Annotated in this window: 29 protein-coding genes and 1 pseudogene; 4 read left to right on the top strand and 26 right to left on the bottom strand. The window is 67.7% G+C overall.

Translation table 11 applies throughout. The annotated features are described in order from the left end of the window. Window positions 1-90: 90 nt before the first annotated feature. Window positions 91-1,356, bottom strand: coding sequence for a MarR family transcriptional regulator (locus tag V9G19_RS01190; protein WP_462283668.1), 1,266 nt, complete (start codon window positions 1,354-1,356; stop codon window positions 91-93). Between the two features lie 33 nt (window positions 1,357-1,389). Between V9G19_RS01190 and V9G19_RS01185 the strand changes: the two genes are divergently transcribed. Continuing rightward, window positions 1,390-1,836: a hypothetical protein gene (locus tag V9G19_RS01185; protein ID WP_462283667.1), complete on the top strand. Its 447-nt coding sequence runs from the start codon at window positions 1,390-1,392 to the stop codon at window positions 1,834-1,836. A 41-nt stretch (window positions 1,837-1,877) separates the two neighbouring features. Here V9G19_RS01185 and V9G19_RS01180 read toward each other — a convergent pair whose 3' ends face one another. From V9G19_RS01180 to V9G19_RS01125, 12 genes and pseudogenes are all read right to left on the bottom strand, one after another. Continuing rightward, on the bottom strand, window positions 1,878-2,471 hold the full coding sequence (locus tag V9G19_RS01180; protein WP_462283666.1) for a hypothetical protein: 594 nt from the start codon (window positions 2,469-2,471) through the stop codon (window positions 1,878-1,880). Window positions 2,472-2,706: 235 nt separating this feature from the next. Further along, the gene (locus V9G19_RS01175) at window positions 2,707-3,036 is read right to left on the bottom strand and encodes a hypothetical protein (protein ID WP_462283665.1); all 330 of its coding nucleotides are present in this window, start codon (window positions 3,034-3,036) and stop codon (window positions 2,707-2,709) included. 214 nt (window positions 3,037-3,250) lie between these two features. After that, the gene (locus V9G19_RS01170; RefSeq protein WP_462283664.1) at window positions 3,251-3,700 is read right to left on the bottom strand and encodes a MarR family winged helix-turn-helix transcriptional regulator; all 450 of its coding nucleotides are present in this window, start codon (window positions 3,698-3,700) and stop codon (window positions 3,251-3,253) included. A gap of 43 nt (window positions 3,701-3,743) precedes the next feature. Continuing rightward, window positions 3,744-3,962 (bottom strand): hypothetical protein, encoded by a 219-nt coding sequence (locus V9G19_RS01165; RefSeq protein WP_462283663.1) that lies wholly within the window; start codon window positions 3,960-3,962, stop codon window positions 3,744-3,746. A 92-nt stretch (window positions 3,963-4,054) separates the two neighbouring features. Continuing rightward, a protein-coding gene (locus V9G19_RS01160; RefSeq protein WP_462283662.1) for an ISAzo13 family transposase occupies window positions 4,055-5,297 on the bottom strand; the annotation gives its coding sequence in 2 pieces (ribosomal slippage) (window positions 4,055-4,450 and window positions 4,452-5,297; 1,242 coding nt in all). A gap of 151 nt (window positions 5,298-5,448) precedes the next feature. Then, window positions 5,449-6,360: a Fic family protein gene (locus V9G19_RS01155; protein ID WP_462283661.1), complete on the bottom strand. Its 912-nt coding sequence runs from the start codon at window positions 6,358-6,360 to the stop codon at window positions 5,449-5,451. A gap of 96 nt (window positions 6,361-6,456) precedes the next feature. Then, on the bottom strand, window positions 6,457-7,332 hold the full coding sequence (locus tag V9G19_RS01150; protein WP_462283880.1) for a pirin family protein: 876 nt from the start codon (window positions 7,330-7,332) through the stop codon (window positions 6,457-6,459). Between the two features lie 37 nt (window positions 7,333-7,369). Continuing rightward, entirely contained in the window at window positions 7,370-7,516 is a 147-nt protein-coding gene (locus tag V9G19_RS01145) for a hypothetical protein (protein WP_462283660.1), read from the bottom strand. A gap of 391 nt (window positions 7,517-7,907) precedes the next feature. Further along, the gene (locus tag V9G19_RS01140) at window positions 7,908-8,180 is read right to left on the bottom strand and encodes a Txe/YoeB family addiction module toxin (RefSeq protein ID WP_462283659.1); all 273 of its coding nucleotides are present in this window, start codon (window positions 8,178-8,180) and stop codon (window positions 7,908-7,910) included. Further along, window positions 8,177-8,419, bottom strand: coding sequence for a type II toxin-antitoxin system Phd/YefM family antitoxin (locus V9G19_RS01135; RefSeq protein WP_462283658.1), 243 nt, complete (start codon window positions 8,417-8,419; stop codon window positions 8,177-8,179). The genes V9G19_RS01140 and V9G19_RS01135 overlap by 4 nt, the downstream gene beginning before the upstream one ends. A 303-nt stretch (window positions 8,420-8,722) precedes the next feature. Further along, window positions 8,723-8,848: pseudogene (locus V9G19_RS01130) on the bottom strand (response regulator transcription factor); the annotation flags it as partial. A gap of 610 nt (window positions 8,849-9,458) precedes the next feature. After that, window positions 9,459-9,695: a hypothetical protein gene (locus V9G19_RS01125; protein ID WP_462283657.1), complete on the bottom strand. Its 237-nt coding sequence runs from the start codon at window positions 9,693-9,695 to the stop codon at window positions 9,459-9,461. 501 nt (window positions 9,696-10,196) lie between these two features. Between V9G19_RS01125 and V9G19_RS01120 the strand changes: the two genes are divergently transcribed. Next, window positions 10,197-11,198, top strand: a complete 1,002-nt coding sequence (locus V9G19_RS01120) for a LysR family transcriptional regulator (RefSeq protein ID WP_462283656.1) — start codon at window positions 10,197-10,199, stop codon at window positions 11,196-11,198. Between the two features lie 110 nt (window positions 11,199-11,308). Here the strand turns inward: V9G19_RS01120 and V9G19_RS01115 are convergent, their stop codons facing one another. The 13 genes from V9G19_RS01115 to V9G19_RS01055 form a co-directional block, all read right to left on the bottom strand. Next, the gene (locus tag V9G19_RS01115; protein ID WP_462283655.1) at window positions 11,309-11,962 is read right to left on the bottom strand and encodes a 3-oxoacid CoA-transferase subunit B; all 654 of its coding nucleotides are present in this window, start codon (window positions 11,960-11,962) and stop codon (window positions 11,309-11,311) included. Beyond that, a complete protein-coding gene (locus V9G19_RS01110; RefSeq protein WP_462283654.1) occupies window positions 11,959-12,678 on the bottom strand; it encodes a 3-oxoacid CoA-transferase subunit A in 720 nt (239 codons plus the stop codon). The genes V9G19_RS01115 and V9G19_RS01110 overlap by 4 nt, the downstream gene beginning before the upstream one ends. Further along, window positions 12,675-14,399 carry a CocE/NonD family hydrolase gene (locus V9G19_RS01105; protein WP_462283653.1) on the bottom strand — a complete coding sequence of 575 codons (1,725 nt, stop codon included), beginning with the start codon at window positions 14,397-14,399 and terminating at the stop codon, window positions 12,675-12,677. Before V9G19_RS01105 ends, V9G19_RS01110 begins: the two co-directional genes overlap by 4 nt. Next, window positions 14,392-15,339, bottom strand: coding sequence for an MBL fold metallo-hydrolase (locus V9G19_RS01100; RefSeq protein ID WP_462283652.1), 948 nt, complete (start codon window positions 15,337-15,339; stop codon window positions 14,392-14,394). The genes V9G19_RS01105 and V9G19_RS01100 overlap by 8 nt, the downstream gene beginning before the upstream one ends. A gap of 80 nt (window positions 15,340-15,419) precedes the next feature. Next, on the bottom strand, window positions 15,420-16,292 hold the full coding sequence (locus tag V9G19_RS01095; RefSeq protein WP_462283651.1) for an alpha/beta hydrolase: 873 nt from the start codon (window positions 16,290-16,292) through the stop codon (window positions 15,420-15,422). 41 nt (window positions 16,293-16,333) lie between these two features. Continuing rightward, window positions 16,334-17,467 (bottom strand): FAD-dependent monooxygenase, encoded by a 1,134-nt coding sequence (locus V9G19_RS01090; protein WP_462283650.1) that lies wholly within the window; start codon window positions 17,465-17,467, stop codon window positions 16,334-16,336. 23 nt (window positions 17,468-17,490) lie between these two features. After that, window positions 17,491-18,447, bottom strand: a complete 957-nt coding sequence (locus tag V9G19_RS01085; RefSeq protein ID WP_462283649.1) for a phosphotriesterase family protein — start codon at window positions 18,445-18,447, stop codon at window positions 17,491-17,493. 43 nt (window positions 18,448-18,490) lie between these two features. Continuing rightward, window positions 18,491-19,303: a phosphotriesterase family protein gene (locus V9G19_RS01080; RefSeq protein WP_462283879.1), complete on the bottom strand. Its 813-nt coding sequence runs from the start codon at window positions 19,301-19,303 to the stop codon at window positions 18,491-18,493. After that, entirely contained in the window at window positions 19,221-19,478 is a 258-nt protein-coding gene (locus V9G19_RS01075) for a hypothetical protein (RefSeq protein WP_462283648.1), read from the bottom strand. The genes V9G19_RS01080 and V9G19_RS01075 overlap by 83 nt, the downstream gene beginning before the upstream one ends. 109 nt (window positions 19,479-19,587) lie before the next feature. Next, the gene (locus V9G19_RS01070; RefSeq protein WP_462283647.1) at window positions 19,588-20,172 is read right to left on the bottom strand and encodes a TetR/AcrR family transcriptional regulator; all 585 of its coding nucleotides are present in this window, start codon (window positions 20,170-20,172) and stop codon (window positions 19,588-19,590) included. Window positions 20,173-20,238: 66 nt separating this feature from the next. After that, window positions 20,239-20,979 (bottom strand): DUF6596 domain-containing protein, encoded by a 741-nt coding sequence (locus V9G19_RS01065; protein WP_462283646.1) that lies wholly within the window; start codon window positions 20,977-20,979, stop codon window positions 20,239-20,241. A gap of 421 nt (window positions 20,980-21,400) precedes the next feature. Beyond that, complete coding sequence (locus tag V9G19_RS01060; RefSeq protein ID WP_462283645.1) at window positions 21,401-21,814, bottom strand: YciI family protein; 414 nt, start codon at window positions 21,812-21,814, stop codon at window positions 21,401-21,403. 101 nt (window positions 21,815-21,915) lie between these two features. Next, on the bottom strand, window positions 21,916-23,082 hold the full coding sequence (locus tag V9G19_RS01055) for a Gfo/Idh/MocA family protein (RefSeq protein WP_462283644.1): 1,167 nt from the start codon (window positions 23,080-23,082) through the stop codon (window positions 21,916-21,918). A 134-nt stretch (window positions 23,083-23,216) separates the two neighbouring features. Here V9G19_RS01055 and V9G19_RS01050 point away from each other — a divergent pair, with 134 nt between their 5' ends. Both V9G19_RS01050 and V9G19_RS01045 read left to right on the top strand, forming a co-directional pair. Beyond that, window positions 23,217-23,651, top strand: coding sequence for a hypothetical protein (locus V9G19_RS01050; RefSeq protein ID WP_462283643.1), 435 nt, complete (start codon window positions 23,217-23,219; stop codon window positions 23,649-23,651). A 191-nt stretch (window positions 23,652-23,842) separates the two neighbouring features. Further along, window positions 23,843-24,994 (top strand): tyrosine-type recombinase/integrase, encoded by a 1,152-nt coding sequence (locus V9G19_RS01045; RefSeq protein WP_462283642.1) that lies wholly within the window; start codon window positions 23,843-23,845, stop codon window positions 24,992-24,994. Window positions 24,995-25,022 lie beyond the last annotated feature (28 nt).

Below are 25,022 nucleotides of genomic sequence, written 5' to 3'. Positions count from 1 at the left end.
CGGCCCCGCCCGCCAACCGCGGACGGGGCCGTTCCACACCCAGACCATCGGCAAACCCGATGACGCCGCCATCCGCAGAATGAGCGACGGTCAACAATCGTCCCGGCCAAAGACACGCTCGGCGTCGTGGAGCAGTCCCTCGAATCCGGCGACAGCGGCTGCGGGGTCACCAGCTTGACCGGTCGCGTGAGCAAGGTTGGACCGAGCGGTAAAGGCGACGGGGTGTCCGGGTCCGAGGGTCTCTGTCAAGGCGTAGAGGACAGCCTTTGCTTCGGGGAAAGACCAGCTGTGGATGAGCCAGCCGAGGAGGCGTTCGAGCCCGGTGTGGCCGGGGAGGGCGGCCAGGGTTTCGGCTCTGGCGATCCATTCCTGGTCGACGCTGGGTTCCTCGGTCGGGGTGTCTCCGACCTCTTCCAGGGCGGCGGTGTGGATGTGCGCGCGGAGGCTGCTGGTCGTGGCGGTCACGTCGCTGGCTTGGAGCTGGGTTTCGAGAGCGGTCCGCAACGAGACAGGGAGGGCGAGAAAGGCGTCGGCGTCACCCTCGTTCAGGGCGTGAAGAGCGTCGTCGATGGTGGCGAGCAGGCCGAGCGCGGGGACTCGTTGCGCCGCTAGCCCCGAGAGCCATCGGCTGACGTGCGGAAGCGGGTCGGTCTGTAGGGAGTCGACCGCCTGGGCGAGGTAGACGTCCTGATCCGGGCTGCTGCCCCGGTGTTGAGTGAGTTGGTTGGGGTCGAACCAGCCCTTCAGGAAGTCGATGACCATGGGCAGTGGTTCGCCGCGGGTGTCCTTGATTTGGAACGCGATCCGCAACAGCGGCTCGCTCAGCTCGTAGTACGTGCGGCGCCGATCCATCATGTCGGTGATCGGGGTGCGGACGGGCGCGATCCAGCCGGCGTCATTGAGTTCAGTCACGGTTTTGCCGAGGCTGCGCTGATCGATACCTAGACGTCGGGCGAGTTCGGCGACATGCAGCGGGTGATCGGCGCCGGCCAGTTCGATGATGACCAGGCGCTGTTGCGGAGCCAGCCGGGCAAGCCTCTCCTGGTAGTAGGGGGTCAGATCGTCGAACCGGGTCAACAACAAGTCCACGAGCCGGTCGAGTTGGTGGATCTCTAAATCTAAACCCTCACTTACCACCGCCCACATCCGGGGCTGCCCGCCGGCGAGGTGTGCGATCGCCTCGACCCGGGCCCGCATCCGCGGTGTCGTCAGCTCGTTCGCGAGGTCGTCCTCACCACGGGCCCGGGCAAGGGCCTGAAGCATCTGCTGTGCCTGCTCGACGGTGAAGGGAGCCAGTTTGGTGGTGGTGAAGAACCCGTAGAACGGGCGCGCCGGATCCGACAGGTTGCGATCCACAGTGGTGGTCGTCGCAACCAGGAGCAGGGCCAGGTGGGCCTGGAGCAGATGCCGAAGCCGCTGCTGCCCGATCTCGCCGATCTGCTCAAGGATCCGATCAAGGTTCTCCACCAACACCACGACCGGGCCGTACCGGTCAACGGCGCCTCGAATCTGAGCCTCAAGGCTCTCAGCGTCGAGGTGACGGAACTGATCAGCGCCCTGATCGGGTTCGAGACGCGCTCGGATCTCGGCGAGCAGATGCCGGTAGGAAACAATCCCCCACGGGTCCTCGGGCAGCCACGCCACCTGCACCTTTGCTCCGTTATCGATGAGATCGCAAATCCGGTAATACGCGAGGGCGAGCAGGTGGGTTTTCCCGGAGCCGCGCGGCCCGACGAGCAAGGTGTGGTTCCGGCTCACGGAAGCGGCGGCGTCAACCACCCGGTCGAGGATCCGATCCAACAGGTCGTCGCGGGCGACGAAGACTTGCTCGAGTAGCTCGCGCCGCTGCAGGGATGGGGTGAAGCGGCTGACCATGCTCATCGGGCAGTCCCACGACAGCGCAGTCGCGTCCACATCCGGCGTAGAACCTCATACCGCCAGGCGACGAAGTCGCCGTGTCGGGACAGGTAATGGTCATCCAGGAGGTGATCGACCACCCGCGCAACCTGGGCCCTGTCATGGTGCAATACCTCAGCTATCTGTGGCGGCGACATCGGCGCAGGCTGGTCCGCCATGAAATCCAGGATGGCTTTGGCCAGGTCGGCGTCCTGCCCGTAGTTGGGGTCCAGCCGCGTCAGGAAATGAAGCGCCCCACGGCTCTGGTCGCGGTCGGCGACGAACGCGTCGAACGTGGCTGCCACCTCCTGTGCGGTGACGAGGCCAGAACCGTCGTGGAGCATCGACGCGAGAATGTGTAGTAGCCACGGGATCCCACCGCTGGACTCAACCAGCGCGGTGAGGGTGTCCTCGCCCGCCGTCGGCCTGTCGATCCCCAGCAGCAGCCGCTGAGCCAGCTCGCGCGCCTCCCCTCGTTCCAGCGGCCCCAGCGGCAGCGTGTCCAGATCATTCAGATCCCCCTCGGTGGCGCCACACTCCCGCAGCACATGATGGAATCCGATCGATCCGGCCACAATCCACCTGATCCGCCGGGCCTCCCGCCGTAACCCGCGCAAGGTCTGAAGGACCTCACGTGCAGCCTCGCCACCCTCATTCCGCGCGATCTGCCGGACGGCGAGGGGACCTCGTCCATGCACACCAACAACGGCCGCTCACCGGCATGCTCATCGACCGCCAACACGACCCGGCTCAGCAGGTGGGTCGCCGACAAGCTACGCACCCCAACCTTGACTTGCACCACCCCCAAGTTCACCCCCTCGATGTTGTCGAAGAGGCCCTGCAGCAGACCCCTCGCGGGACCCGAGACACCCTGATGCTTCCCAGCGCCTCCGCGGTCCGGATCAGGAACTCCTCCGCTGTGGTGACCCCCTCGTAGTCGATCATCACCGGAACGAAATCGTCCGTGGTGCGACAGAAGTAGGTCATCCAGAAGGACTTCCCCATGCGTCGCGGGTCCGTCAACGCCAAGTTGTTCCCAGCCAACAGCTTCCGCTGCGCAATCGATGAGGCCTTCACCCGCCCCACAAAATCCGCCGGGTCAGGATTCGACCCCGGCTGTGGCTTGATCGGTTTATTCATACGGGCTATCTCCCGTACGAATATACGGCATTACCCGTACAATCAAGTCAGCCTCGCAGACTAGCACCCCGCGCCGTGGTCACGGGTGGATGATCCCCAATCCGTACCCTCCGGTGGGCGACCGCCGCTCCCGGATGACCGTCGGCCTGCAGCTTGAAGTCGAGGCACAGAGGAGAGCCTGACCCTGCAGATCCCACCCAGCCCAGTCCGGTCGTCACCCTGCCTCAGGATCAGCCAGCGCGCGCAGCCGCATCAGCAACTCGTGCAGTCGCGCGGCGTCGCGACGGCCCAGGTGGGTCGTCCAGGCCTCCTCCACTGCCTCCTCGGCGGCGCGGGCGTGGGGGAGCAGCGCCATACCCCGATCGGTGAGCCGGACCAGCCGCGCCCGACCGTCCGACGGGTCGCGGACGCGTTCGACGTAGCCGTTGGCCTCGAGCCGGTCGACAAGCACCACGGCGGTCTGCTTGGCGATTCTCGCGCGGCCGGCCAGGACCAGCAGGCGCGTGCCTGCCTCGTCGATCCCGGCAAGGAGGCGGCCCTGGGCTCGGGTGATGTCGTCGAATCCGGCCGCGGCGAGCGCCGCGAAGACGTGGTCCTCGGCGGCTCGGTATGCCGCATGCATCAGCACGCTCGACGGCAGCCGCCGCTCCTCCGCTTCGGTCACGAAAAACAGCTCCTCTCCGGGCTTGATTAGTCCTAATATAGGACTATATGGGAGGTGGATCGTGAACGACGATGACGTCTGGGCTGCGGCCGATGAGCGGTATGCCGTAGCCCCCGGTCGCTAGGTCGGGCACGAGGAGACGCAGCCATGCAGGCGCACGTGCACCCGCCGCAGGCAGTCCGGTGCCCTCGGTCGCGTACTGGGCGATGTTCTCGCCCGCCGGGCTGGCGCCGATCACGACGACGTCATACGTCCGCGTCATCGTCGCCCTAGGAGACGCCGATCAGTCGGTCGCGTTCGACTCGAGCGCGCCGTAGACGAGCGGCACGTAGTTAGCGCCTGTGAGGAATTAAGCTAGTTTGGGTCGGGCGTGTCGGGGTAGAGGGTGTAGTTCCATTCCCCGTGGAAGGTGTGGCGGTGGAGTATTCCGCGGCGTTCGAGGTCGGGGATGACGGTGTCGGCGATTCTGATGCCGGCGGGGTAGGGGTTGGTGTCGAGGTCGGCGGCGACGTGCAGGCCGGTGGTCGTGGTGGTCGCGGCGATGGTGTTGACGACGACTTCGTGGCTGGTCAGTGGGCGGCTGCGCCAGTTCATGGAGATGTGCGCGAAGAGGCGGTGTTCGATTTTGTTCCATTTGCTGGTGCCGGGGGGTAGGTGGGTGACGGTGATGGTCAGCCCAGTCCGGGTGGCGAGGTCGGCGAGTTCCTTCTTCCACAGCCGGTTTTGGTAGCCGTTGGAGCCGCCGCCGTCGGGCACAGATCAGCAGCCGGGTGGCCCCGGGATGGGCCGCGGATCCCACCCGCTGCCACCAGGTCTCGATGGTGTGCACGGCGAACGCGGCGGTGTCGTGGTCGACCCCGACCGATACCCAGCCGGCGTCGTGGGCGACGTCGTAGACGCCGTAGGGGTTGACCTTGCCGAGGTCTTTGTCGGCGAAGTCGTGGACGTTGACCCGTTCCGGCTGGCCGGCCCGGTGCCATTCCCGACCGGGGTTCTTGAACGGTCCGATGAGTTCTTTCTTCTTCGTGTCGACGCTCATCACCGGGTCCCCGCTGACCTGATGGGCCGCTGCCGCGTCGGCCAGGTAGTGGAACTGGGCATCCCGGTCCGGGTTCTGGCTCCCGTCGAGGACCTTGGCGTTGGCCTGTAGCGAGTAGCCGCCCTCGGCCAGCAACCTGCGGGTCACATGATCACTGACCCGGTGACCCTTCGCGCGTAACTCCCGGGTCAAGGTCCGGATCGACTTACTCGTCCACCGCAACGTCGACATCGGATCCCCCAGCGTGGCCGGTTCGATCAACGCATCGAAATCCGTTGCCAGCGAAGGATCATGGGCCTCAACCCGCTTGCGCCCACCGCCCGGGCGGCGCGAGCGGCCGGGCGCCAATTCCACCCCACCACTGGCCTCGGCCCGACCCCGGCGCACCGTGTCCGCCGCCACTCCGGTCGCCGCGGCGACCACCGCCACGCCCTCGGCGCCGAACTCGGCCGCCTCCGCCCCAAGCCACAACCGACGCTGGAACTCCGACAAATGCGGCGCCACCACCGCATACCGGCGCGCCAACGACTCCGACACCGACACCGCGGACGTGGACATACCACAACCGTAGCCGTCCCAACCCCTAAAACGAAGTTATTTCGTCACAAGCCCTTAGGGCCGCGAAACCCGACACGGCGCCGCCGAGGTGAGCCTCGTACCGATGCGCGGCCTCGTTGTGGGTGATGGTGATGTCGCTCACTGGTCTACCTCATGTCTTCCCCTGTGGGGTGGATGGTGCTGCTGTAGCTGTCTCGGCGGCCACGGTGACGTTATCGAGGACATCGGTGAGCCACGGCTCGATCGCGCCGCGCTCGCGGACGGTTTGCAGCCCGGCGTGGTAGCCCGGCAGGTCGTTCTCGATCGCGGTCGACAGCGACAGGACGGGATGCTCCAGCACGCGTCGCTCGGCGAGCAGCAGGTTGACCAGGATTCGCCCGACCCGTCCGTTGCCGGCGATGAACGGGTGGATGGTCTCGAACTGGTACAGCGCCAGCGCTGCCTGGATCAGCGGGGGGTAGTGGCAGCCGTCCTCGTTGACGAAATGCTCCCAGTCGTTCATCAGGCTGGGCAGCTGCTCCGGCAGGGCAGCGACGAACTCGGCGGTGTCCGGAGTCGCATCGCGCTCGCCCACCCACACCGGCGAGGTGCGGTACTCACCGGGCCAGCGCGGCGGGTCGGGCAGGTTCCGGACCAGTGCCTCGTGGATGCCGAGGATGACGCGCTGCATGATAGGCAGGTCACCCCGCAACGTAAAGGCATGCGTGGTCGCCTCAACGTGCTGGACCACCTGCTGCACGGCCTCGCTCGGCGGTGTGGCTGGGTCGCCCTGGGCGCGGCGCACCTCCTCCAGGGTCACAGGTATACCGTCCGCGCGGGTGCTCGCCACCGCGTCCCGGATGAGCAGATCCTCGACGACCGGGAACGGGTCAGGCAGGCTTGTCACCATCGAGTTCAGTGCGGCCAGCGACTCCTCGGCCGGCCCCAACCGGGCCACGACGTCAGCGCCGAGGCGAAGGTCTCGTGGGATCGGCCGGGCGGCAAAGTAGGTGAACGCGAAGGGGTTGCTCGGCTCGCGCGCGGGTCGCCCGAACGCCGGGTCGTGGTAGTTCGCGGCGAACATCGGATGGTCCCGGGTCTCAGCAGCCCAGGGCCGCGTGGATGCCGGCGATGCCCACCAGGATCCCGATGACCGGGACGATGGTGGCGTCGGTGCCGCTCATACCAGATGTCCGAACGTGCCGGCGTTGAAGTCGTTGATCGCCTGGACGATCTCCTGTTCGGTGTTCATCGCGAACGGACCGTAGAAGATCACCGGCTCCCCGATCGGCTCACCGCCGAGGATGATCGCTCGGGCGCCGGCCTCGGGTGCGGTCAGGCGCACCACGTCTCCGTCACGCTCGAACAGACCGAGCTGCTCGAGCCCGATCGTGCCGCCGTCGGTTTCCACCTGGTCGTCGAGGACGAAGACCATCATCGTGTGGCCGTCGGGGACGGTGAGCTCGGCGGTCTCGTCGGCGGCGAGGTGGACGTCCCACAGCTCGATCGGCGTGTGCGTGCGGGCCGGGCCGACCTCACCCTCGAGGTCACCGGCATACAGGATGACGGTGCCGCCGCCGGAGAGCTTGACCTTGCCCATCGACTCGGCGGTCAGCGCCTGATAGCCGGGCTCGCTCATCTTGTCGCGGCTGGGCAGGTTGACCCACAACTGCATCATGTGGAACCGGCCTCCCGTCGCCGCCCACTCCCGCGCGTGGTACTCCTTGTGCAGGATCCCCTTGGCCGCGGTCATCCACTGGGCGTCGCCGGGATAGATGATGCCGCCGCCACCGGTCGAGTCGTGGTGTTGCACGGTGCCTTCGAAAGCGAGGGTCACCGTCTCGAAGCCACGGTGCGGGTGCGGACCCACGCCGCGTTGCCGGGTCGTCGGCGGGTACTCGCGCACGGGGTTGTAGTCCATGAGCAGGAACGGGTCGGCCGCCGCCTGCAACTCGGGACTGCCGGGCAGCAGCTGGGTGACATAGAAGCCGTCACCGACCCAGTGGAAGCCGTCGCCGGCGTGGACGCCGGCGAGCTGTCGTTGTCGCCATGTCAGATCCTTCTTTCGTATGCCGCGTCGCGCAGCATGCTCGTCAGCTCGCCGAGGTCGGTGAGCTGGGTGGGGAGCCGCGCTCGGCGAGCCGATCGACCATCCGGGTCAGCCCGGTGCGCGAGAGAATGACCCGCGAGGCGAGATCGCCATGGCGAACCCGCTCGTTGGGCCCGATGTTGATGAGCACGTCGAACCTCGGACATCGACAGGCGGTGATGGGTCCGGAACCCGGCGTCCAAGGCGCCGATGAGATCGGCATGCAGTTCGAGCATGGTGCGCCACACCCGAATCGGCTGGGGTTCCATTGATGCGGCCCGGCTCTGAGCCGGGCGCGCGGGGGAGAGGCGGGCGTGCTCACGAAGCGATGCCCTCGCGGCCTTTCGGTTGCGGAACTCGGTCACCAAACACGATTCAGTGCATCTGCACCTAAATAGTGCCGCGACCTCCGCGCGTATGCAAGCCGGCCACATCGGTCGTCACTGCATCCCGACGCCGTTGTCGAGATGTCGCGACGAATGCACGACCGGTATGCGGGGCACTGGGCAGAACTCGAGTCAGGTGGTGAGGTCGGAGTGCTGCTACTCGTAGTGCGTCCACATCCGGAGAACATGCACGACGTGCTCCGCCGGATCGACCTCATAGACCAGCCGGTGCTGGATGTTGATTCGTCTCGAATAACAACCGGTCAGATCGCCGACGAGCTTCTCATAGCGCGGAGGTGTGGCGAACGGATCCTCGGCCAGCACGTCCAGCAGGTGCTGGGCCTTCGCCTTCAGACCGGAGGAAGCAAGCTTCCTGGCATCCTTCTGCGCCTGGCGTGAGTAGACCACTCGCCAGCGGGACTCGGTCACCAGTCGAGATCAGTCGAGCCCACCTCGATGCCCTCAGCGCGGGCCTGCCGGATCGACTCGGACAGGCCGGGGACCGACTCGAGGAAGAGCGTCTCCTGAATCGCGCGCCAGTCATCCTCGCCGACGAGGACGGCGTTGCCGCGCTGACCGGTGATGGTCAATGGCTGCGACTCCTCGTTGACTTGATCGATGAGCCGATACAGGTTGGCTCTGGCGGACGTTACGCTCACTGCAGTCATCTCCCACCTCCAGCTCACAGCGTACGTCATCACGTACGCCGAGGCAAGAGTGCCCACTCTCGACGCGTGCACCGATTCGCGTCAACGGCCACGTGAGTTCCGGCCACTGCGGCGTCGACCTCTGTCGCCAGGCGTTCGCCGTCTCGCGACGGCGGAACCACAAGCAGCCACTATGCCGTGAGTCCGGTGGAAGGGCGCCGAGGCGTAGCGACAGGTGCACGCTCGCGGCATCCTGTTCGGGAATGGGCATTGTGGGTGGTGACCGCCGCTGCGGTACCCCGGAGCGTCGCCGATGCCCAGCCTCTCGAGCGCGCCCGGCCCGTCAGCGGCCTCCCCAACGACCTCGAGGTCGGGTTGCGCGCCGAGGATCATCACCAGGCCGGTGCGGACGAGGTCCTGGTCGTCCGCGACGACGACGCGAATGCTCACGCCGGACCCGCCGCTGGAAGAACGGCTTCGACGATCCAGCCACCCGCGGAATCCGGGCCGGCCGAGAAGGACCCACCCGAGGAGTTGGACGCGTTCAGCCGAGTCCGCCGATCAGGTCGTGAGCTACGGGGGCAAGGGGCAACGCCAAGGTGTTCGCGGCTCAGCCGCTCGCCGGCCTGCACCTGCGGCCACCGGTCATGACTGGGTCACCGGTGCGGGACCCGAGGTCGGGGGTCATCTCGCCGACCTGTTCCTGCTCCTCACCGGTCGCAGCCTCCATCGATCGCCTGTCTGGGCCCGGCGCCGATCAGCTGCGTTTCGCTCTGGCAACGCCTCGCTGACCGGCGACACCCGCCTCGTCAGGTGCGGGCCCCGCGGGCGGCGACCTATCCGATCCGGCCGAGGTCGCCGGCGAGGGCTTCGCTGCGGTCGCGGTGCATCGGGCATGAGGAAGTAGAGCAGGACCTCGAGCGGACGAGCGAGGCCCAGCATTTCGAAGGTCTGGGTGATGCGGGTGCCCTCGCCCTCGGGAGCCAGGTCATACGTCCAGCGGGTGCTGTTGCCGGGACCCTTGGTGTGGAAGGAGAAGCGCCTCCCCGCAACGACCTCATCAATGACGCAGGGCATCGACCACCGCATTCGGCCCACCCGGCTGGTGCCCTTGAACCGGGCGCCCACTGCGGCTTCGGTCGCTCCCGTGGCGTCCGTCGGCGCGGGTCCAGACCGTGCGGGTGGACAGCTGCGGGTCACCAGCCTCGACCTCGCCGGGGAACTGGTCGCGCAGCTCAAGATCGGACGGGTCCACCTGGACGGCATACGGCGCGAAGGTCGCTGCGGCTGCGCTCATCACGTGCTCCTTGGTCATCTGTGTCCGGGCCTGGTCACCGCGACCGTTCTCGTGTTCGCCACAAGATCCCCGCGAACGGGACGCCTGGACCAGTGGCCCGGGGGCCATGATGTGTGAGGATCGGGCCATTGCCCACGCGCGACCGGCTCTTCATCGGGTCGTCATCCTCGTCCGCAACGGCGTGATCCCCATGGAGATCGGCATCCCCCACCGCCTCTTCGGGTCGCCCGCGTCGTCGAGGTGCATCAGGTCGGGGCGGCCTCTTCGCACAGGCCGTGGCCCTCGCAGCGGGGCTGGTCGAGGATCAGCTGCATGGTTTGCCTCCAGGAGGGATCGGTGGGGAGTCGCGGCGGCTGGAGGGTGGTGACGGATTCCGCTCGCCGCTTCACTGAACAGTATGTCGCGTTAGTTCACATAATGTCCAATGCATGTCTGACATCATAGATATCAACAATGTGCATGTCCTGGCGGCGTGCGTGGATCGATGATCGGAGGTCACCCGTGATCCACCGCGTGCCCGGTAAGCCCGGCGGCCCCGCCGCAGCAGTGCCGGGGGACCGGCGTGGCCCACCCGATCGGCTCGGCTCGGTGGACCGGCTCGGCTCGGTCGATCTCAATCTGCTCGTGCCGCTGTTGGCGTTGTTGGAGGAGCGGTCGGTCACTGCGGCCGCTCACCGCGTGGGCCTGACCCAGCCGGCGATGAGCCACGCGCTGCGACGCATGCGCCGGCTCCTCGACGACGAACTCCTGATCCGGCAGGGCTCGGGGATGGCGTTGACGCCGCGGGCTCTCACCCTGGTGGGGCCGCTGCGGGCGGCGCTGCGTCAAACCGCGGATCTGGTGCGGCCGACCGCATTCGAGGCGGGTTCCGATCAGCGGGTGATCACGGTGGCGATGACGAGCAGCACCGCACTCACCCTGGGCGGTGAGCTGACCCGGGTGTTCGACTCCCGGGCTGCGCAGGTGACGTTGCGGTTGCGCACGGTGGCGTTGGCGGCCCCTTCGGACGACGTGTTCAGCCACGACGGAGTCGATGTCCTGCTGCTGCCCCGGGCCTTTGCCACGGCATACCCCCGGGAGCGGTTCTATGCCGACCGGTGGGCGGTGATCACGCGTCGCGACGACGCGCCGGTGGATGAGCTGATCTCCCGTCTCCCGCACGTGGTCTTCGACTCCGGGCGCTATCGTGTCCGCCCCTACGAGGTGCTCGACGAGCGCGGCGTGACCTATTCGATCCGCACCCGCGTCTCCGATCAACTGCTCATCCCGCACCTGGTGGCGGGGTCGGGTGGCATCGCCTTCCATCGCCACCACGTCGCCAGCCGGATGAGCGCCTTCCTCGGCCTTGCGGTGCACGAATTCCCTTATCCCATCGAGGAACTCGGGATCGACCTGGTGTGGAACCCGTGGCTGGCCGACGACGGGATGCGCGCGTGGCTGGACGCGGTGCTGCGGGAGGCCGCGGTCGCGACCGGGCACGACGTGATCGCTCGGCCCGGGTGATCCCCGTCATCCCGGCAGCTGAGTTCACCCATCCTCGACGGGGTTTCGCGTCATCCAGGGCGATCCCGGGGTCGCCGTCGTGACGGCGCTCGGCGCGATCGGGTCGTGCGTCAGCCAGCGAGCAGGTCGAGTCCGGTGCGCTCGCGCAGCTGCTCGAGCGAGCTGCCGAAGGTCTCCAGCACGGTGGCGATGCCGTCGGTCAGTTCGATGACCGCGACATCGCTGTAGATGCGCGAAACGCAGGCCAAACCCGTGACCGGATAGGAGAGTTCGCGAACCAGCTTGCTCTCGGCAGCCTTGGTGAACAGCTCCATCATGACGAAGGTGCGCTTGGCGCCGATGGCCAGATCCATGGCGCCACCGACGGCGGGGATGGCGTCGGCGACACCCGTATGCCAGTTGGCCAGGTCGCCGCCGAGCGAGACCTGGAAGGCGCCGAGGACGCACAGGTCGAGGTGACCGCCGCGCATGATCGCGAAGGAGTCGGCGTGATGGAAGTAGGACGCGCCGGGCAACTCGGTGACCGGGATCTTGCCCGCATTCGTCAGGTCGTGGTCGATCTGGTCGCCGACTGCCGCCGGCCCCATGCCGAGCATGCCGTTCTCGGTGTGCAGGGTGACGCCGTGCTCGTCGGTGAGGTGGTCGGCCACCAGCGTGGGCATCCCGATGCCGAGGTTGACATAGGCACCGGGCGGGATGTCGCGGGCCAGGCGGGCCGCGAGTTGCGGACGGGAGAGGGCCGATCGCCCGGCGGCGGTGGTCACTGGTTGCCTTCCTTCTCGTCACGGGCCGCCGGTGCGGCGACGGACACCAGCCGGGTGACGAAGATGCCCGGGGTGACCACCACCTCGGGGTCGAGCGTGCCGACCGGGACGATCTCGCGCACCTGAGCGATCGTGGTCGCCGCTGCCGTGGCCATGATCGGTCCGAAGTTGCGTGCGGTTTTGCGATAGACCAGGTTGCCCACGGCGTCGGCGCGGTCCGCCTTGATCAACGCGAAGTCGGCGCGAATCGGATACTCCAGCACATAGTTCCGCCCGTCGATGGTCCGCGTCTCCTTGCCCTCGGCCAGCAGCGTGCCGTAGCCGGTGGGGGTGAAAAAGGCCCCGATGCCGGCACCGGCGGCTCGGATCCGCTCGGCGAGATTGCCCTGGGGAACGACCTCCAGCTCGATCTCGCCGGCGCGGAACTTCGCGTCGAAGTGCCAGGAATCGGACTGGCGGGGGAAGGAGCAGATGATCTTGCGCACCCGCCCGAGGCGGATCAACTCGGCCAGTCCGACATCGCCGTTGCCGGCGTTGTTGTTCACCACCGTGAGGTCACCGGCCCCATGGGCGATGAGGGCATCGATGAGTTCCACCGGCTGGCCGGCGACGCCGAAGCCGCCGATCATCACGGTTGCCCCGTCGGGGATGTCCGCCAGCGCCGGCCGTGGATCGGAATGGACAGCCGTGGCCGTGGCCGAGGCGGGGGAGGTCATCGATCTGCCTTCCGGACGGAGAAGGGCAGCACGAGCCGGGACGGGTGCTCGGCGTCGCGATAGATCTTATGGGTCACCGGGTGCCCGACCGGCAGGTGGAAGGCATCGGGCGGCAGCAGCGCATTGTGCTCGTCGGCCATCGGCTCGTCGTTGGACAGCTCCGCCACCAACCGATGGCCGGGAGCAAAGGCGTTGGCGAACGGATAGATCCGGATGACGTACTCGTTGACGGTGCCCGGCTCGACCGGGACCGACCTCGTGTGCGGGTGATAGGGATTGCCCTCGGTGGTGCGCTCGTCGAGCTCGTGGTGCGAGGCCTTGAGATACCCGGCGGTGACCAGCTGACGCGTGCCGTCCGGGGCGGCATCCCAAAGGCGGAGAATAAAGTTGGTGTCCGGCTGGTCGATCTCGGCGAAGATGTGCGCGGCGCCGGTGCCGATCATCTCGGTGGTCTCGCAGAAGGGGGCGGTCGACCAGGTGAGCATCTCGACCTGGTCCGTCACGGTCAGGGGGGCCTGGAAGAAGCCGTCGGGAGCGGCATACGCGCTGCTCATCGTCTCGGGGTCGGGGGAGAGCCGGCGTCGCGGGCGCAGATAGAGGGGCCGGTAGTCGACGGGCAGGGGCCAGGAGTCGGCCGTGACCCACTCCTTGCTGCCCTCCACGTGGATCGAGACAGCCGGCTCGTCCATGACGCCGTTGTCGATTCCCTTGAGCCAGTAGTCATACCAGCGGAACATCTCGTCGTGGCACTCGACGAACGGCCGCGAATGCATGGGCGGATAGGGGCTGATGTCGATCTTCTTCGGCCCGCGCAGGGCATGGAAGAGCTCGAGCGTGCCGTCGAGTGTCCAGCCGCGGCCCTGGTTGAGCTCGAGATAGACGGGGATCTCGATGCCGGGGGCGAGCGTGATCGGGTTGCGCTCCTCATACCATGGGCCGTCGACCTCGTTCATGACGATGTCGAACCAGGCCTCGTGGTTGGTGGGGTAGTGCAGGACGTGCACCAGATTGGGCCACGCGGCGATGTCGGGGTCCTGCAGGCGCCGGGCGACCTTGTCGCGCAGCTCCTCGGGCGAAAACGTCTCCAGCATGCGGGATTTCACCCGGTCGGTGAAGGCCCATCCGGAGTCCCCGCCGCGGCCCTCGCGCGCGGCGCGCGGCATGAGCCACATGATGCCGCCGTGATAGGTCGTCTCGTAGAAGTCGTAGTGTCCGCCCGAGACGAAGATGGCCTTGAGCGACGGCGGGCGTTCGGCGGCGGCGAGCACCTGCATCGAGCCGAAGTAGGAGATGCCGATCATGCCCACGTTGCCGTCGCACCACGGCTGCGCGGCAACCCATTCGATGACGTCATAGGCGTCCTGGCCGAGCGGGACGCCGCCCGCGTTGTAGTTGCCGATGTGCTCGCCCTCGGAGTGACCCGTGCCGCGCAGGTCGCCGATGACGTGGACGTAGTCCTGCGCGACGACCCGGGCGATGTCGCCGGCCTCGATGCAGCCATCCCACATCGGGCTCGGGCGACGTTGCGGGGGCATGGTCAGGGCGAGCGCCTGCAGTTCCTTGCCATAGGGGCTCAACGCAAGCAGGGCCGGGCGCGGCGTGTCCTCAACCCCGTGATAGGCGTCCGCGGCCAGCGTGACCCCGTCGCGCATCGGGAGGCGCAGGTCCTTGCGGACGCAGATCTCCTGCCCGCCGGCGGTGACGGTCTGGACCTCAGCCATGGCAGCGGAACTCCTTGTGGTCGTGATGGTTGGTGCGGTAGCCGTGCAGTGTCGTGAAGAACGGCGACGGCTCCAGGGTGGGGTCGGCGGTGTAGCCGAGTTCGCTCGCCACCGCCTCGAACGGGGAGTACGCCGAATCTGTCTCGCGCAGGCCCTGGTTCAGGTAGGCATCGGCCGTGGCGCGCACGCGCGCCTCAATCGCCCGGCTCTCGGCCAGCACGTGCTCGGTCTGCTCGCGGTCCAGTTCGACCCCGTATGCCGTGCCGTCCGCGGACCGGTACGGGTGACCGAGGTAGAGCCGCTGCGGTCGGATCACCGCCTGCAGGAACTCGAGGGACGACCGGTAGTCGTCCGGGCTCTCGTATCCGGGAAAACCGTTGGCGGCGCCGTGGATCTGCACGGCGTCACCGACGAACGCGCTCTCTTGACCGTCGATGAGATAGGCGACGGAGCCGGGCGTGTGGCCGGGGATTTCGAGAACCGACACCGAGACGTCCCCGCCGAGCCAGAGAGTCTCTCCTCCACTGACGAGGAGCGTCGGCTCCATCTCACCAGAAATCACCTCGCGCGCCATCGCGGTCTGCTCGGCCTCGGCGGTGGGTTTGTCCAGGTACTGGTCGCGCACGGCGAGATAGTGCTCGACGTGTGCGCGCCGGGAGCGCAGCAAGTCGGCGTCTGCCTCGTGGATGACGACCTGCGCCTTGCGCCCGGTCATCTCCCACAGCTCATGCGCCCCGCCGAGGTGGTCGATATGCCCGTGGGTCAACAAGATCCACCGCACGTCGGCGATGTCGCGGCCCAGCGCCCGCAACGCGGGGGCCATGCCTTGTGCCGGGGAGCCGGCGATGCCAGTGTCGACGATCGCCGGCTCCGGCGCATCGATGAAGAAGGTGTAGAGCCCGAAGCGACCCCACGGCGAGACGAGAGGATGAACGGTCACCTGGTCTGGCATTGGCTCTCTTCCGGTGGGTCGGTCCCGCCGTGGGTGGGCGAGGTGGTGGGCTCGGGTTGCGGTGGCGGTCAGCCGCGCAGGAACTCGGCGGTCTCGGTGAACGCCCGGTGGTATTCGGGGAGCCACGAGAAGTTCTGGATGAAGCCGTGGTTGGCTGCGGCATACCGGCAGATCGTGGTGGGAACCCCGGCGTCCTGGAGTCGCCCCCCGTAGCGTTCACCCTCGTCACGCAGCGGGTCGTGCTCGGCGGTGACGATCAGCGCAGGGGGCAGACCGCTCAGGTCGGCCCGCTTGATGGGAGAGACGAGGGGATCGTCGGGATCGGCGCCGGCGAGGTAGAACGCGTTGAACGGCTTGAGACCCGCGGTCTCGAGTCCGTAGCCGGTTGCGTTCTCCCGCAACGAAGGATAGCGCTCGGTGTCGAAGTCCAGGTCGAGCGAGGGATAGAACAGGACCTGGTGGGTGATCGCGTCGACGCCGTCGTCGTGGGCAATCGCCGCGACCGCGGCGGCGAAGTTGCCGCCGGAGCTGTCTCCCGCGATGGCCAGCGTCGCGCCGTCCCAGTCCAGGTCCGCGCCGTGCTCGGCGGCCCAGCGGACCACGTAGTAGCAGTCCTGCAACCCGGCCGGGAACGGGTTCTCCGGGGCCAGCCGGAAGCCGACGCTGACGACTTTCAGACCGGTCTGCTGCGCCAGCGAGCGGGCCAGGGCATCGTGGGTGTCCAGGCTGCCGAGGAAGAAGGCACCACCGTGAAAATAGACGAGCAGCCCGTATGCCGCGCTCTGCGCCGGCGTGTAGATCCGCACCGGCACCGGCCCCGCGGTGGTGTCCGCGGTGGTGTTAGTGACGGCATACAGCTGCGGCCTGCGCTCCTTCGGCGCGGGCACCTGGGCCGCCTCCGCCTGGCGCAGCGCAACCGGATCGAGCGGCCCGGCAGGCATCGCGGGCAGGTTCGCCAAGACAGCGGCGATCTCGGGGTGGATCACTGCGAGTCCGATCCCGTCTGCCCGGCGGCGGTCTTCTGGCCCGGGAAGACGGCGTTGACCTCGTCCTCGGTCCAACCCTGCCGGGAGATCCGCTGCAGTTCGTCGGTGACCGGCTTGCGCGCGGCCATATAGGAGGCCAGGGCCTCCGTGATCGAGGATGCCTGCGCGAGCGCGTCGGCGATGGCGCCGGCGTCGAGGATGGCCGAGTTGGCGCCTTGGCCCTGGTGGTGGCACATCGAGTGGGCCGAATCACCCAGGAGGGAAACCCGATTGGTGACCCAGTTGTCGACGGGGTCGATGTCGTAGACGGCGCGGACGTTGACCTTGTCGAAGTCGAGGTCCTGCGCCGTCTTGACGATGCGCTCGTCGAACCCCTCGATGGTGGCGAGCATGTCGTCCTTGGTGACCTGTGGGGTCCACGTGCTGTCGGCGTTGAGGGCGGTGATGTCGAAGGACATCTGGCCGCGGTGACGCAGCGGCAGGACGTAGACCTTGGTGCCGCGCCCGAGATACATGCGCAGGTTGTCGTCGATGACCAGGCCGTGGGACTTGTCGGCGTCGACGACGACCCGATAGGCGTGCTCGCCCGCGAACCGTGGCTGCTGGTCGCTGAACAGCTTCTGGCGCACGGTGGACTTGATGCCGTCGGCCCCGACGACGAGGTCGGCTTCGGCGACCTCACCGTTGGCGAAGGTCAGCGTGACCTTGTCGGGCGACTCGGCGATGTCGGCCAGCCTGTGGCCGAGCTTGATCATGCCGTCGGGGAGCACGCCGACGAGGGCCTGGATGAAGTCGTTGCGATGGATCAGGTGGGTGTGGGTCGTGACCTCGTAGTCGTCCATACCCGGCCAGGTGTCCTTCATGATCGGGTTGTTGTCTGCGGTGAGGATCTCGAAATAGTCACTCGCCGAGGTGACCTTGGCGATGTCGTCGAAGATGCCCCATCTGCGGAACTGGTCCATCGACGAGGGGCGCAGGCCGATGCCGGCGCCGACCTCGCGAATCTGGGTGGCCTGCTCATAGACGGTCACCGTGGCGCCGAGCAGGCTGAGGGCCTTGGCCGCGCTGGCACCGCCGTAGCCGCCGCCGACGATGGCGATCGTGAGCTTCTTCAGTTGGGTGCTGTCCATGGGGCTCTCTCTTCGTTGAGTAATCAAGGGGTCTGGACGGTGAGGAAGTCGGCGGGGTTGGTCTCGAACAGCCTGGTGATGGTGGCCTCGTCGACCCCGGCGGCCCGTAGGTCGGGGATGAGGTCTTCGAAGAGGTAGTTGACGGTGTGGCCCTTGACGCCGGGCCACCCGAGCGGGCTGCAGTTGGCGTCGACGCCGGCGATGGCCTGGTCGAGGAAGCCGGCGCCGAGGAAACCGAGGAAGTGCTCGAGCCGCTCCTGGCGCGGGCGGGCCCAGAAGGGCGGATCCGCCAACTCGGTCTCGTAGCCGAAGGTGTCGAAGCCGACCCGGCCGCCCAGCTCGGCGATCCACCGGTCGCGGGTCCTCTCGGCGTTGAAGCCGTCGTCGGCGTGGCCGAAGATCACCCGGTGCAGCGGCAGGCCCTCGTCGTGGAAGATCTCGATCGCCGGCTCGGCGTCGATCGCGAGGTGAGTCATGATCGGGGCGCCGGTGTGGCAGGCCGCCCGGGCCGCAGCACGGTAGATCTTCTTGTCGAGCTCGGTCATCCGCCCGCCGCGGCTGACGCCGACCTTGATGACGCCGGCCTTGCTTCCCGTGCCGCCGATGCCGACGGTGAGCTCGTGGACGAAGACCTCGGCGAGGTAGTCGACGCCGGCGCGGGCGAAGTGGGCCAGGGCGGTGTCACCGCCGACGAAGCCGGTGCAGGCGACGATGTGGACCCCGGTCTTCGCGGACAGCGACTTGTAGTAGTCGATGTCGCGGCCGTTGCAGATGCCGGTCGCATCGACGAAAGTGCCGCCGCCGTAGTCGTGGAAGGCGCGCAGCTTGGGGACGGTCTCGGCATAGCGCTGCTCGGGCGTCTTCCACCACTGGCTGTCGAGTTCGCTGCCGGGCATGCCGTAGCCGATGTGCTCGTGGATGGCCACGATGCCCAGTTCTTCAGTGGCGATCGGCCCGAGGACCGTGTTGACCGTGCGCAATGCTCTCACCTCACCGCGGAGTTCAGGGGTTGTCGATGGCCCGTCACGCGGTGCGGACCGTCAGGAAGTCGTGGGAATTGGCGACCAGCAGGCGGGTGATGTCGGCGTCTGCCAGGCCGGCGGACGTCAGCCGGGGGACGAACCGGGTCAGCACGTGGGTGAGCGCGACAGCCACGTCGGGCACGCCCTTGGCGACGCCGATCGTGTTGCTGGCCAGCACGATCCGATCGGCGTGGCCGGCTTCGAGCAGGTCGAGCACCAGCCGGGCGCGGCGCTCGTCGTCGACGTGCTCACCGCCCTCGTGGCCGACGTGGTCGATGCCGACATAGGCTCCCCGGGCGGCCACACCGAGAGCCGCGCCGGCCTCGACGGCGTCGGCGCGGTCGAGCCCGCCGACCAGGACCCGGTCGGCCGCAAGCTGCTCCTGCAGCACGATGTCGAGCTCACCGAGGGGGTCCGCGCCGAAGCGGAAGGACAGCGGCGCGCCGGTGTCGCGGGCGGCTCCGGCGGCGCCGCGGGCCAGGCTCTCGTCGGTCGGGGTCATGCCGGCTCGGGTCGCGGTCGTGGTGATCAGACCGGCTGCGGCGCCCCGCTCCAGCCGCGGGATGACCATGCCCTGCGTGACCTCCGTGGCGAACAGGTCGGCGAACTTCTCGGCCGGCCACGGGGTGGGCGGGTTGGTCTGGGGCGTCAGGAAATAGCCACCGAGCAGCTCCTCCGGACCCATGCCCGTGGAGGCGACGATGTGCACGCCGGTGGCCCGGGACAGGGCCTCATAGAGGCGCAGGTCGCGGCCGTGGAACATGCCGGTGCTGTCGACGACCGTGCCGCCGCCGACGTCGCGGAACTCCCGCAGCCGGCCAGGCGAGGATGCCGAAGACCTCGGCCCGGTCGATCGTGATGTCGGGGGCGAACTGCGCGCCGGGGAGCACCGACAGCAGTGCTTCGTGGACCGCGACGACGCCCAGCTCGGCGGTGGGGACGGGGCCGAGCACCGTGTTGACGACGGCGGTGGACGATGCGGTCGTCATGGGCGGCCCCTTCGATGGGATCAATGGTCCGGCGCCGCGCAGCTTCGCGACGCCGTGTACCTAAAGTTTACACGATGTTGTGTGAGTGTCAAGTTAGTTCAGTGAAAGATCACTCGGTGAGGAGAAATCGCCAGGACTCCGTCAGTTGGTCCACGACCGCCGTGCGGTCGAGCGTCCAGCCGGTGGAGAAGTAGCGCCGCGAGAGATACTCGAACTGGCCGAAGGCCAACAGGCTGCGCACGCGCCGGGTGACCTCGTCGAAGCGGCCGGCCTGGGCCAAGCCCTCGGCCATCTGGTCCACGACGGTCTCGAACCATTGCTCGGTCCGGCCCGAGACCTCCGGCTCGGACGATGCCTCGTAGCTCACCAGCAGGTAGGGCTTGATCGAGTCCCACTGGTCGATGCGCGAATCGAGCCACGCTCGGATCAACGCCGGCTCGCCGGTGCGGGCCACCTCGGTGAGGTTGGGGCCCTCGGTCGCGGTCAGGATCTCCTCGGCCCGAGTGAGCAACTGGCTGGTCAGGTCGGTCTTGGACGCGAAGTGCAGATAGAACGTCGTGCGCGTCGCGCCGGCCTCCTTGGCGATGTCGTCGATCGTCGCCGCGGCATACCCCTTGCGCCCGAACACGGTCAGTGCTCCCTCGAGAAGCAGGTCGCGGGTCATTGCTTTCTGGGCTTCGCGCAGGGTGGCCACGCCACCCAGTCTATGCCGTCGTTCATTGTCTGGTCATGGTGTTGTCGATCATGACTTGCTGTATGGTCAGTTCGCGCGCGCAGTGAGTGATCGCGTCCGGGCCGCCTCGCGCAGGAGGTGATCGCGTTCGGCGACGCTCGTCGCCGCGCGGGCGGCCGCGGCATACGACTGCGCCGCCTGCTCGAGGTCACCGAGTCGCTCCGCAACGTATGCCGCGACCGCCGCAAACCGCGGTATGCCGGAGTCCATTCGGTCGAGCTCCGCCCGGCCCGCCCGCGGGCCGTTGGCCTCGGTGATCGCGACGACCCGATTGAGTTGCACGACAGGGCTGTTCGTCAGCGCGAGCAACTCGTCATACCAGCTGAGGATCTGGGGCCAGTCGGTCTCGGCGAAAGTCTCGGCGTCAGCGTGCAGGGCGGCGATGGCCGCCTGGGCCTGGTATTCGCCGAGCCGGTCGCGGGCGAGAGCGTGCTGCAGGATGTCCACGCCCTCGGCAATTAGGGTTGTGTCCCATCGTGATCGATCCTGCCGGCCGAGCGGGACGAGCTGCCCGGTCGAGGTCGTGCGTGCTGGGCGGCGGGCCTGGTGGAGCAGCATCAAGGCCAACAGCCCGGCAACCTCGGGCTCGCCGGTCCCCGTGCGCAGTTGCCGGGTCAGCCGGATCGCCTCGGCGGCCAGGTCGACGTCGCCACCATAGCCCTCGTTGAAGACGAGATAGAGCACCCGCAGGACGGTCGCCAGGTCGCCGGGCTCGCCGAGGCTGACTGCGTCGAGGCCGCGCTTGGCCCGGGTGATCCGCTTGGCCATCGTCGCCTCGGGGACGAAGTAGGCAGCCGCGATCTGCGCGCGTCGTCAGCCCGCCGACCGCGCGGAGAGTCAACGCGATCGCCGAGGCCGGGGTGAGTGATGGGTGGGCGCACAGGAAGTACAACTGCAGGGTGTCGTCGCTCGCCAGGGCGGGCCCGGGATCGGGCTCGGTATCGAGCGCCAGCTCGCGGCGGCGGCGAGCGTCGTCGGCACGGATGGTGTCGAGGAACTTGCGCCACGCGACGGTGACGAGCCAGGCTCGTTCGGTCGCGTGGCGGGTCTGTCGGCCAGGCGGCCAGTGCCTGCACGAGCGCGTCCTGGACCGCGTCCTCCGCACTCGCAAAGTCGGCCCCGCGGCGCACGAGGACGGCGATGACCGCCGGAATGTGTACCCGCAGGCGGGATTCGTCCATACGAGATCTCAGTCGGTGTCCTGCCCCGGCGCGTCGGTGAGGAACGGGCGGACCTCGAGCCACTCGTGAATCGGTTTGCCACCGGGGCCGGGTGCGGCCGAGAGTTCACCAGCGAGTTCGACGGCACGCGCCCACGAGTCGACGTCGATGATCATCCAGCCGGCGATCAGGTCCTTGGTCTCGGCGAACGGCCCGTCGACGACCGGCGGCTTGCCGGGGCCGTCGTAGCGAACGAACGCCCCGTCCTCGGCGAGCGCCTGACCGTCGACGAACTCCCCACTGTCGGTGAGCCTCCCGGCGAAGTCCCGCATGTACCCCAGGTGCGCGTCGACCTCCTGCGGCGTCCACTGATCCATGGCGCCGTAGTCGGCGACCGGCTTCGGACCGCCGCGGTAGTGCTTGAGCAACAGGTATTTCGCCATGCTGTCTTCTCCTTCTCGTGACCCGGCCGGGGTGGCCGCTCACGTGGGTGACGAAGCCGGCCTCGCGTTCTGGACATCGCGGCGCGAGGTTGTCCTCGCGGTCAGATCTCGCTGAGGTCGACCCAGCGGGCCTGCTCGCTGGAGCGGAAGCACGCCTCGATGAGCTGGGTGATGTGCAGGCCGTTCTCGAAGGTCGGCCACGCGGGGATACCGGTGGTCACCGACTGGATGACCTCGGCTGCCTCGATGTATTTGGTCTCGTTGTAGCCGAGCGTGAAGTTGGCCAGCGGCAGGAAGGCGCCGTAGTTGGCGCGCTCGGGCCCGACGTCGATCGCGCGGTAGCCGCGCCGGCCCGGTCGGTCGGCGTTGGTGTAGAGGTGCAGCCGGTTGGTCTCGTCGTAGCTGTAGAGCAGGCTGCCCGTCGTCCCGTAGATCTCGTAGGTCTGGGTGAACTTGCGGCCGGTCGCGGTGCGGCTGAAGTCGATCAATCCCATCGCGCCGTTCTCGAAGCGGCACATCAGGTTGGTCGCGTCGGTGTTGGTGACCTCGGCCATCTCCTCGCGGCCGGTCACCTCGGCGGCGCCCCCGAGCGCGAAGCCCTCGACCTTGGGACGGCGAGGAGTCAGGATCACGTTGTCGGCGATCAGCTTTGCGACGCGGCCGACCAGCAGGTCGAGGATCGAGAAGACGTGGGAGCCGGTGTCGCCGACGATCCCGGTCGGGGCGAGGGCACCGTCGGCGCGCCACATGAACGGCGCCAGCGGGTCGCCGAAGCTGTCGACGTGCTGGGAGGCCTTGACCATCTTGATCTCGCCGATCTCGCCGGCGTCGATGATCTCCTTGGCCAGGTCGTGCACGGGGTTGCGCATGAAGCCGTGGCCGACCCGGGTGATCAGGTTGCCGGCCGCGGCGAGGTCGACAAGTTCGCGGGCCTCGCTCGTCTTCTCGGTCATCGGTTTCTCGCAATAGACGTGCTTGCCGGCCTGCAGCGCCGCCTTGGCGACCTCGTAGTGCAGCGCGTCGGGAAGGCAGATGTCGACCAGATCAACCTCTGGGGCGGCGATCACCTCGTGCCAGTCGTTGGTCGTGCGCACCCCCGGGATCGAGCGGGCGGTCTGCTCCAGCCGCTCGGCGCTGCCGTCCACCAACCAGGCGACCTGCGCGCTGCCCCGGTCGGTGCCGAAGAGGAACGGCAGGTTCAGGTAGGCCATCGTGTGCACCTTGCCCATCCAGCCGCATGCGCCGAGAATTCCGACCTTGACCGTCACAGTTCGCTCCTTGCCCACGATTGGCTCGATCCGCACCAACCTACGGCCGTGCCTGCGTGCATTCAAACGATCAATAGCCTCCGGCGCAGGCTCTTTGACCGCGCAAATCAGCGGTATGCCGCTCCATTGATCGTTTGAGTGTCCGCTCTCGGCGTCCGCCCCGCTATCGGGAGCCCTCCGGGGCCCGCCGACCGGGTCGGGGCACGTGGCCCCGGTGGCTGCCCCCCGGCGAGATCGTGGACTTCGTCGGCAAGCTCCCGGCCAAGGAGCGCGCCGCACTGCGGCAGCGCATCGCGCGTGGTGTCGGAGGGTTTGGAGCCGCCAACCTGCTCGGGAAGAACTATGTCAAGCAGGTCGACGTGGTGATGAGTTCCTGGGCCACCGGCCCGGAGCTGATGGTCTCGACAAAACGGATGGACTCCTCGTTCGGGGAGAACGCGGCCAATCGGGTGGAGGAGAGCTACGGCGACGCCAAGAACCTGCGGCTGCGCTATCCGCAACGTCCTAGGGGTCCGCTCTCGTGGGAAACAACAAGAACCCCGGACCAAGGGTCCCGGGTTCTAACGTGAGTCTTCTGGTCGGGGTGACAGGATTTGAACTGTTCACGCGCCCGCTTGGCTGGGATTCGCTGACCCGCACCGTAGGCATCTGACCTGCGGTGACGTAGAATCTAGCGCGTGAGAGGGCGGGGCACAAGCGGACACGAAATGTCCTCAGTTATGCCCCAATTGTGTCCAGTTGTGTCCGCTGGTGGCACGCGATGACGAGGGCCAAGCGGGACTTCGGGACCATCAGGAAACGGGCCAATGGACGCTGGCAGGCCTACTACATGGGGCCGGATCAGGCTTTTCATCGAGCCCCGTCAACCTTCGAAGCCAAGGTCGACGCCGAGGCTTGGCTCGCGGCCGAGCGACGGCTCATGCAGAACGACGAGTGGTCGCCGAGCAAGTCGCGTCGTGCAAGGGTCGTGCGCTCGACCGAGTTGTTCGGTCCGTATGCCGAGGCCTGGCTGGAGCAGCGGGAGCTCAAGCCACGGACCAAGGCGCTCTACCGCCGACTCCTGGATCGCTTCATCCTCCCGGCGTTCGGTGAAGTGTCCCTCCGGGACATCACCCCGCAGGTGGTGAGGACATGGCACAGCGGCTTGGATGCCAGCCGGCCGACGCAGCGGGCGCACGCCTACAGCCTGTTGCGTTCGATCCTGTCGACAGCGGTGACCGACGAGATCCTCGCCTCGAACCCGTGTCGCGTGCGCGGCGCTGGGTCGGTCAAGCGCGTCAGGTCGATCGAGCCGGCCACCCTGGGTGAACTCGAGGTGCTGCTGGAAAGGATCCCGGCGCAGTATCGAGCCTTGGTGCTCATCGGCGCGTGGTGCGCCCTGAGGTTCGGCGAGGTCTCCGAGCTTCGCCGCAAGGACGTGGATCTCAAGGCGGGGACCATCCACGTCATGCGCGGCGTCGTGCGGATCGGCAAGGACGTCCGTGTCGGTGAACCAAAGAACCTCGCAGGGGTGCGGGACATCGCGGTGCCTCCACACCTGCTGCCGATCCTCGAGCAGCACCTCAAGGATCACGTCGCGCTCGGTCGCGAAGCGCTGCTCTTCCCATCGGTCAAGGACCCCGACGTGCAGGTGCACACGAACACCTTGCGGCGGCACTGGTTGAAGGCTCGGGTGGCTGCTGGTCGCCCTGATCTGCGCGTCCACGACCTGCGGCACACGGGTGCCGTTTTCGCGGCGCAGTCTGGCGCGACTCTCGCCGAGCTCATGGCGAGGATCGGGCACTCCACCCCCCAGATGGCCTTGCGCTATCAGCACGTCGCACGGGGGAGGGACGCCGAGATCGCGGCGCGGATGTCCAAGGAAGCGAAGAAGTGGGCCAAGAAGCGTGAGACTCGTGGGCGGGGGGACTAGGCTCACGGCCCTTCGGGCGCTGCGCGTG

Origin of the sequence: Nostocoides sp. (assembly GCF_037045025.1) — a bacterium.
Lineage (GTDB): Bacteria > Actinomycetota > Actinomycetes > Actinomycetales > Dermatophilaceae > Nostocoides_A.
This window is presented reverse-complemented; position numbering and strand designations above follow the sequence as displayed.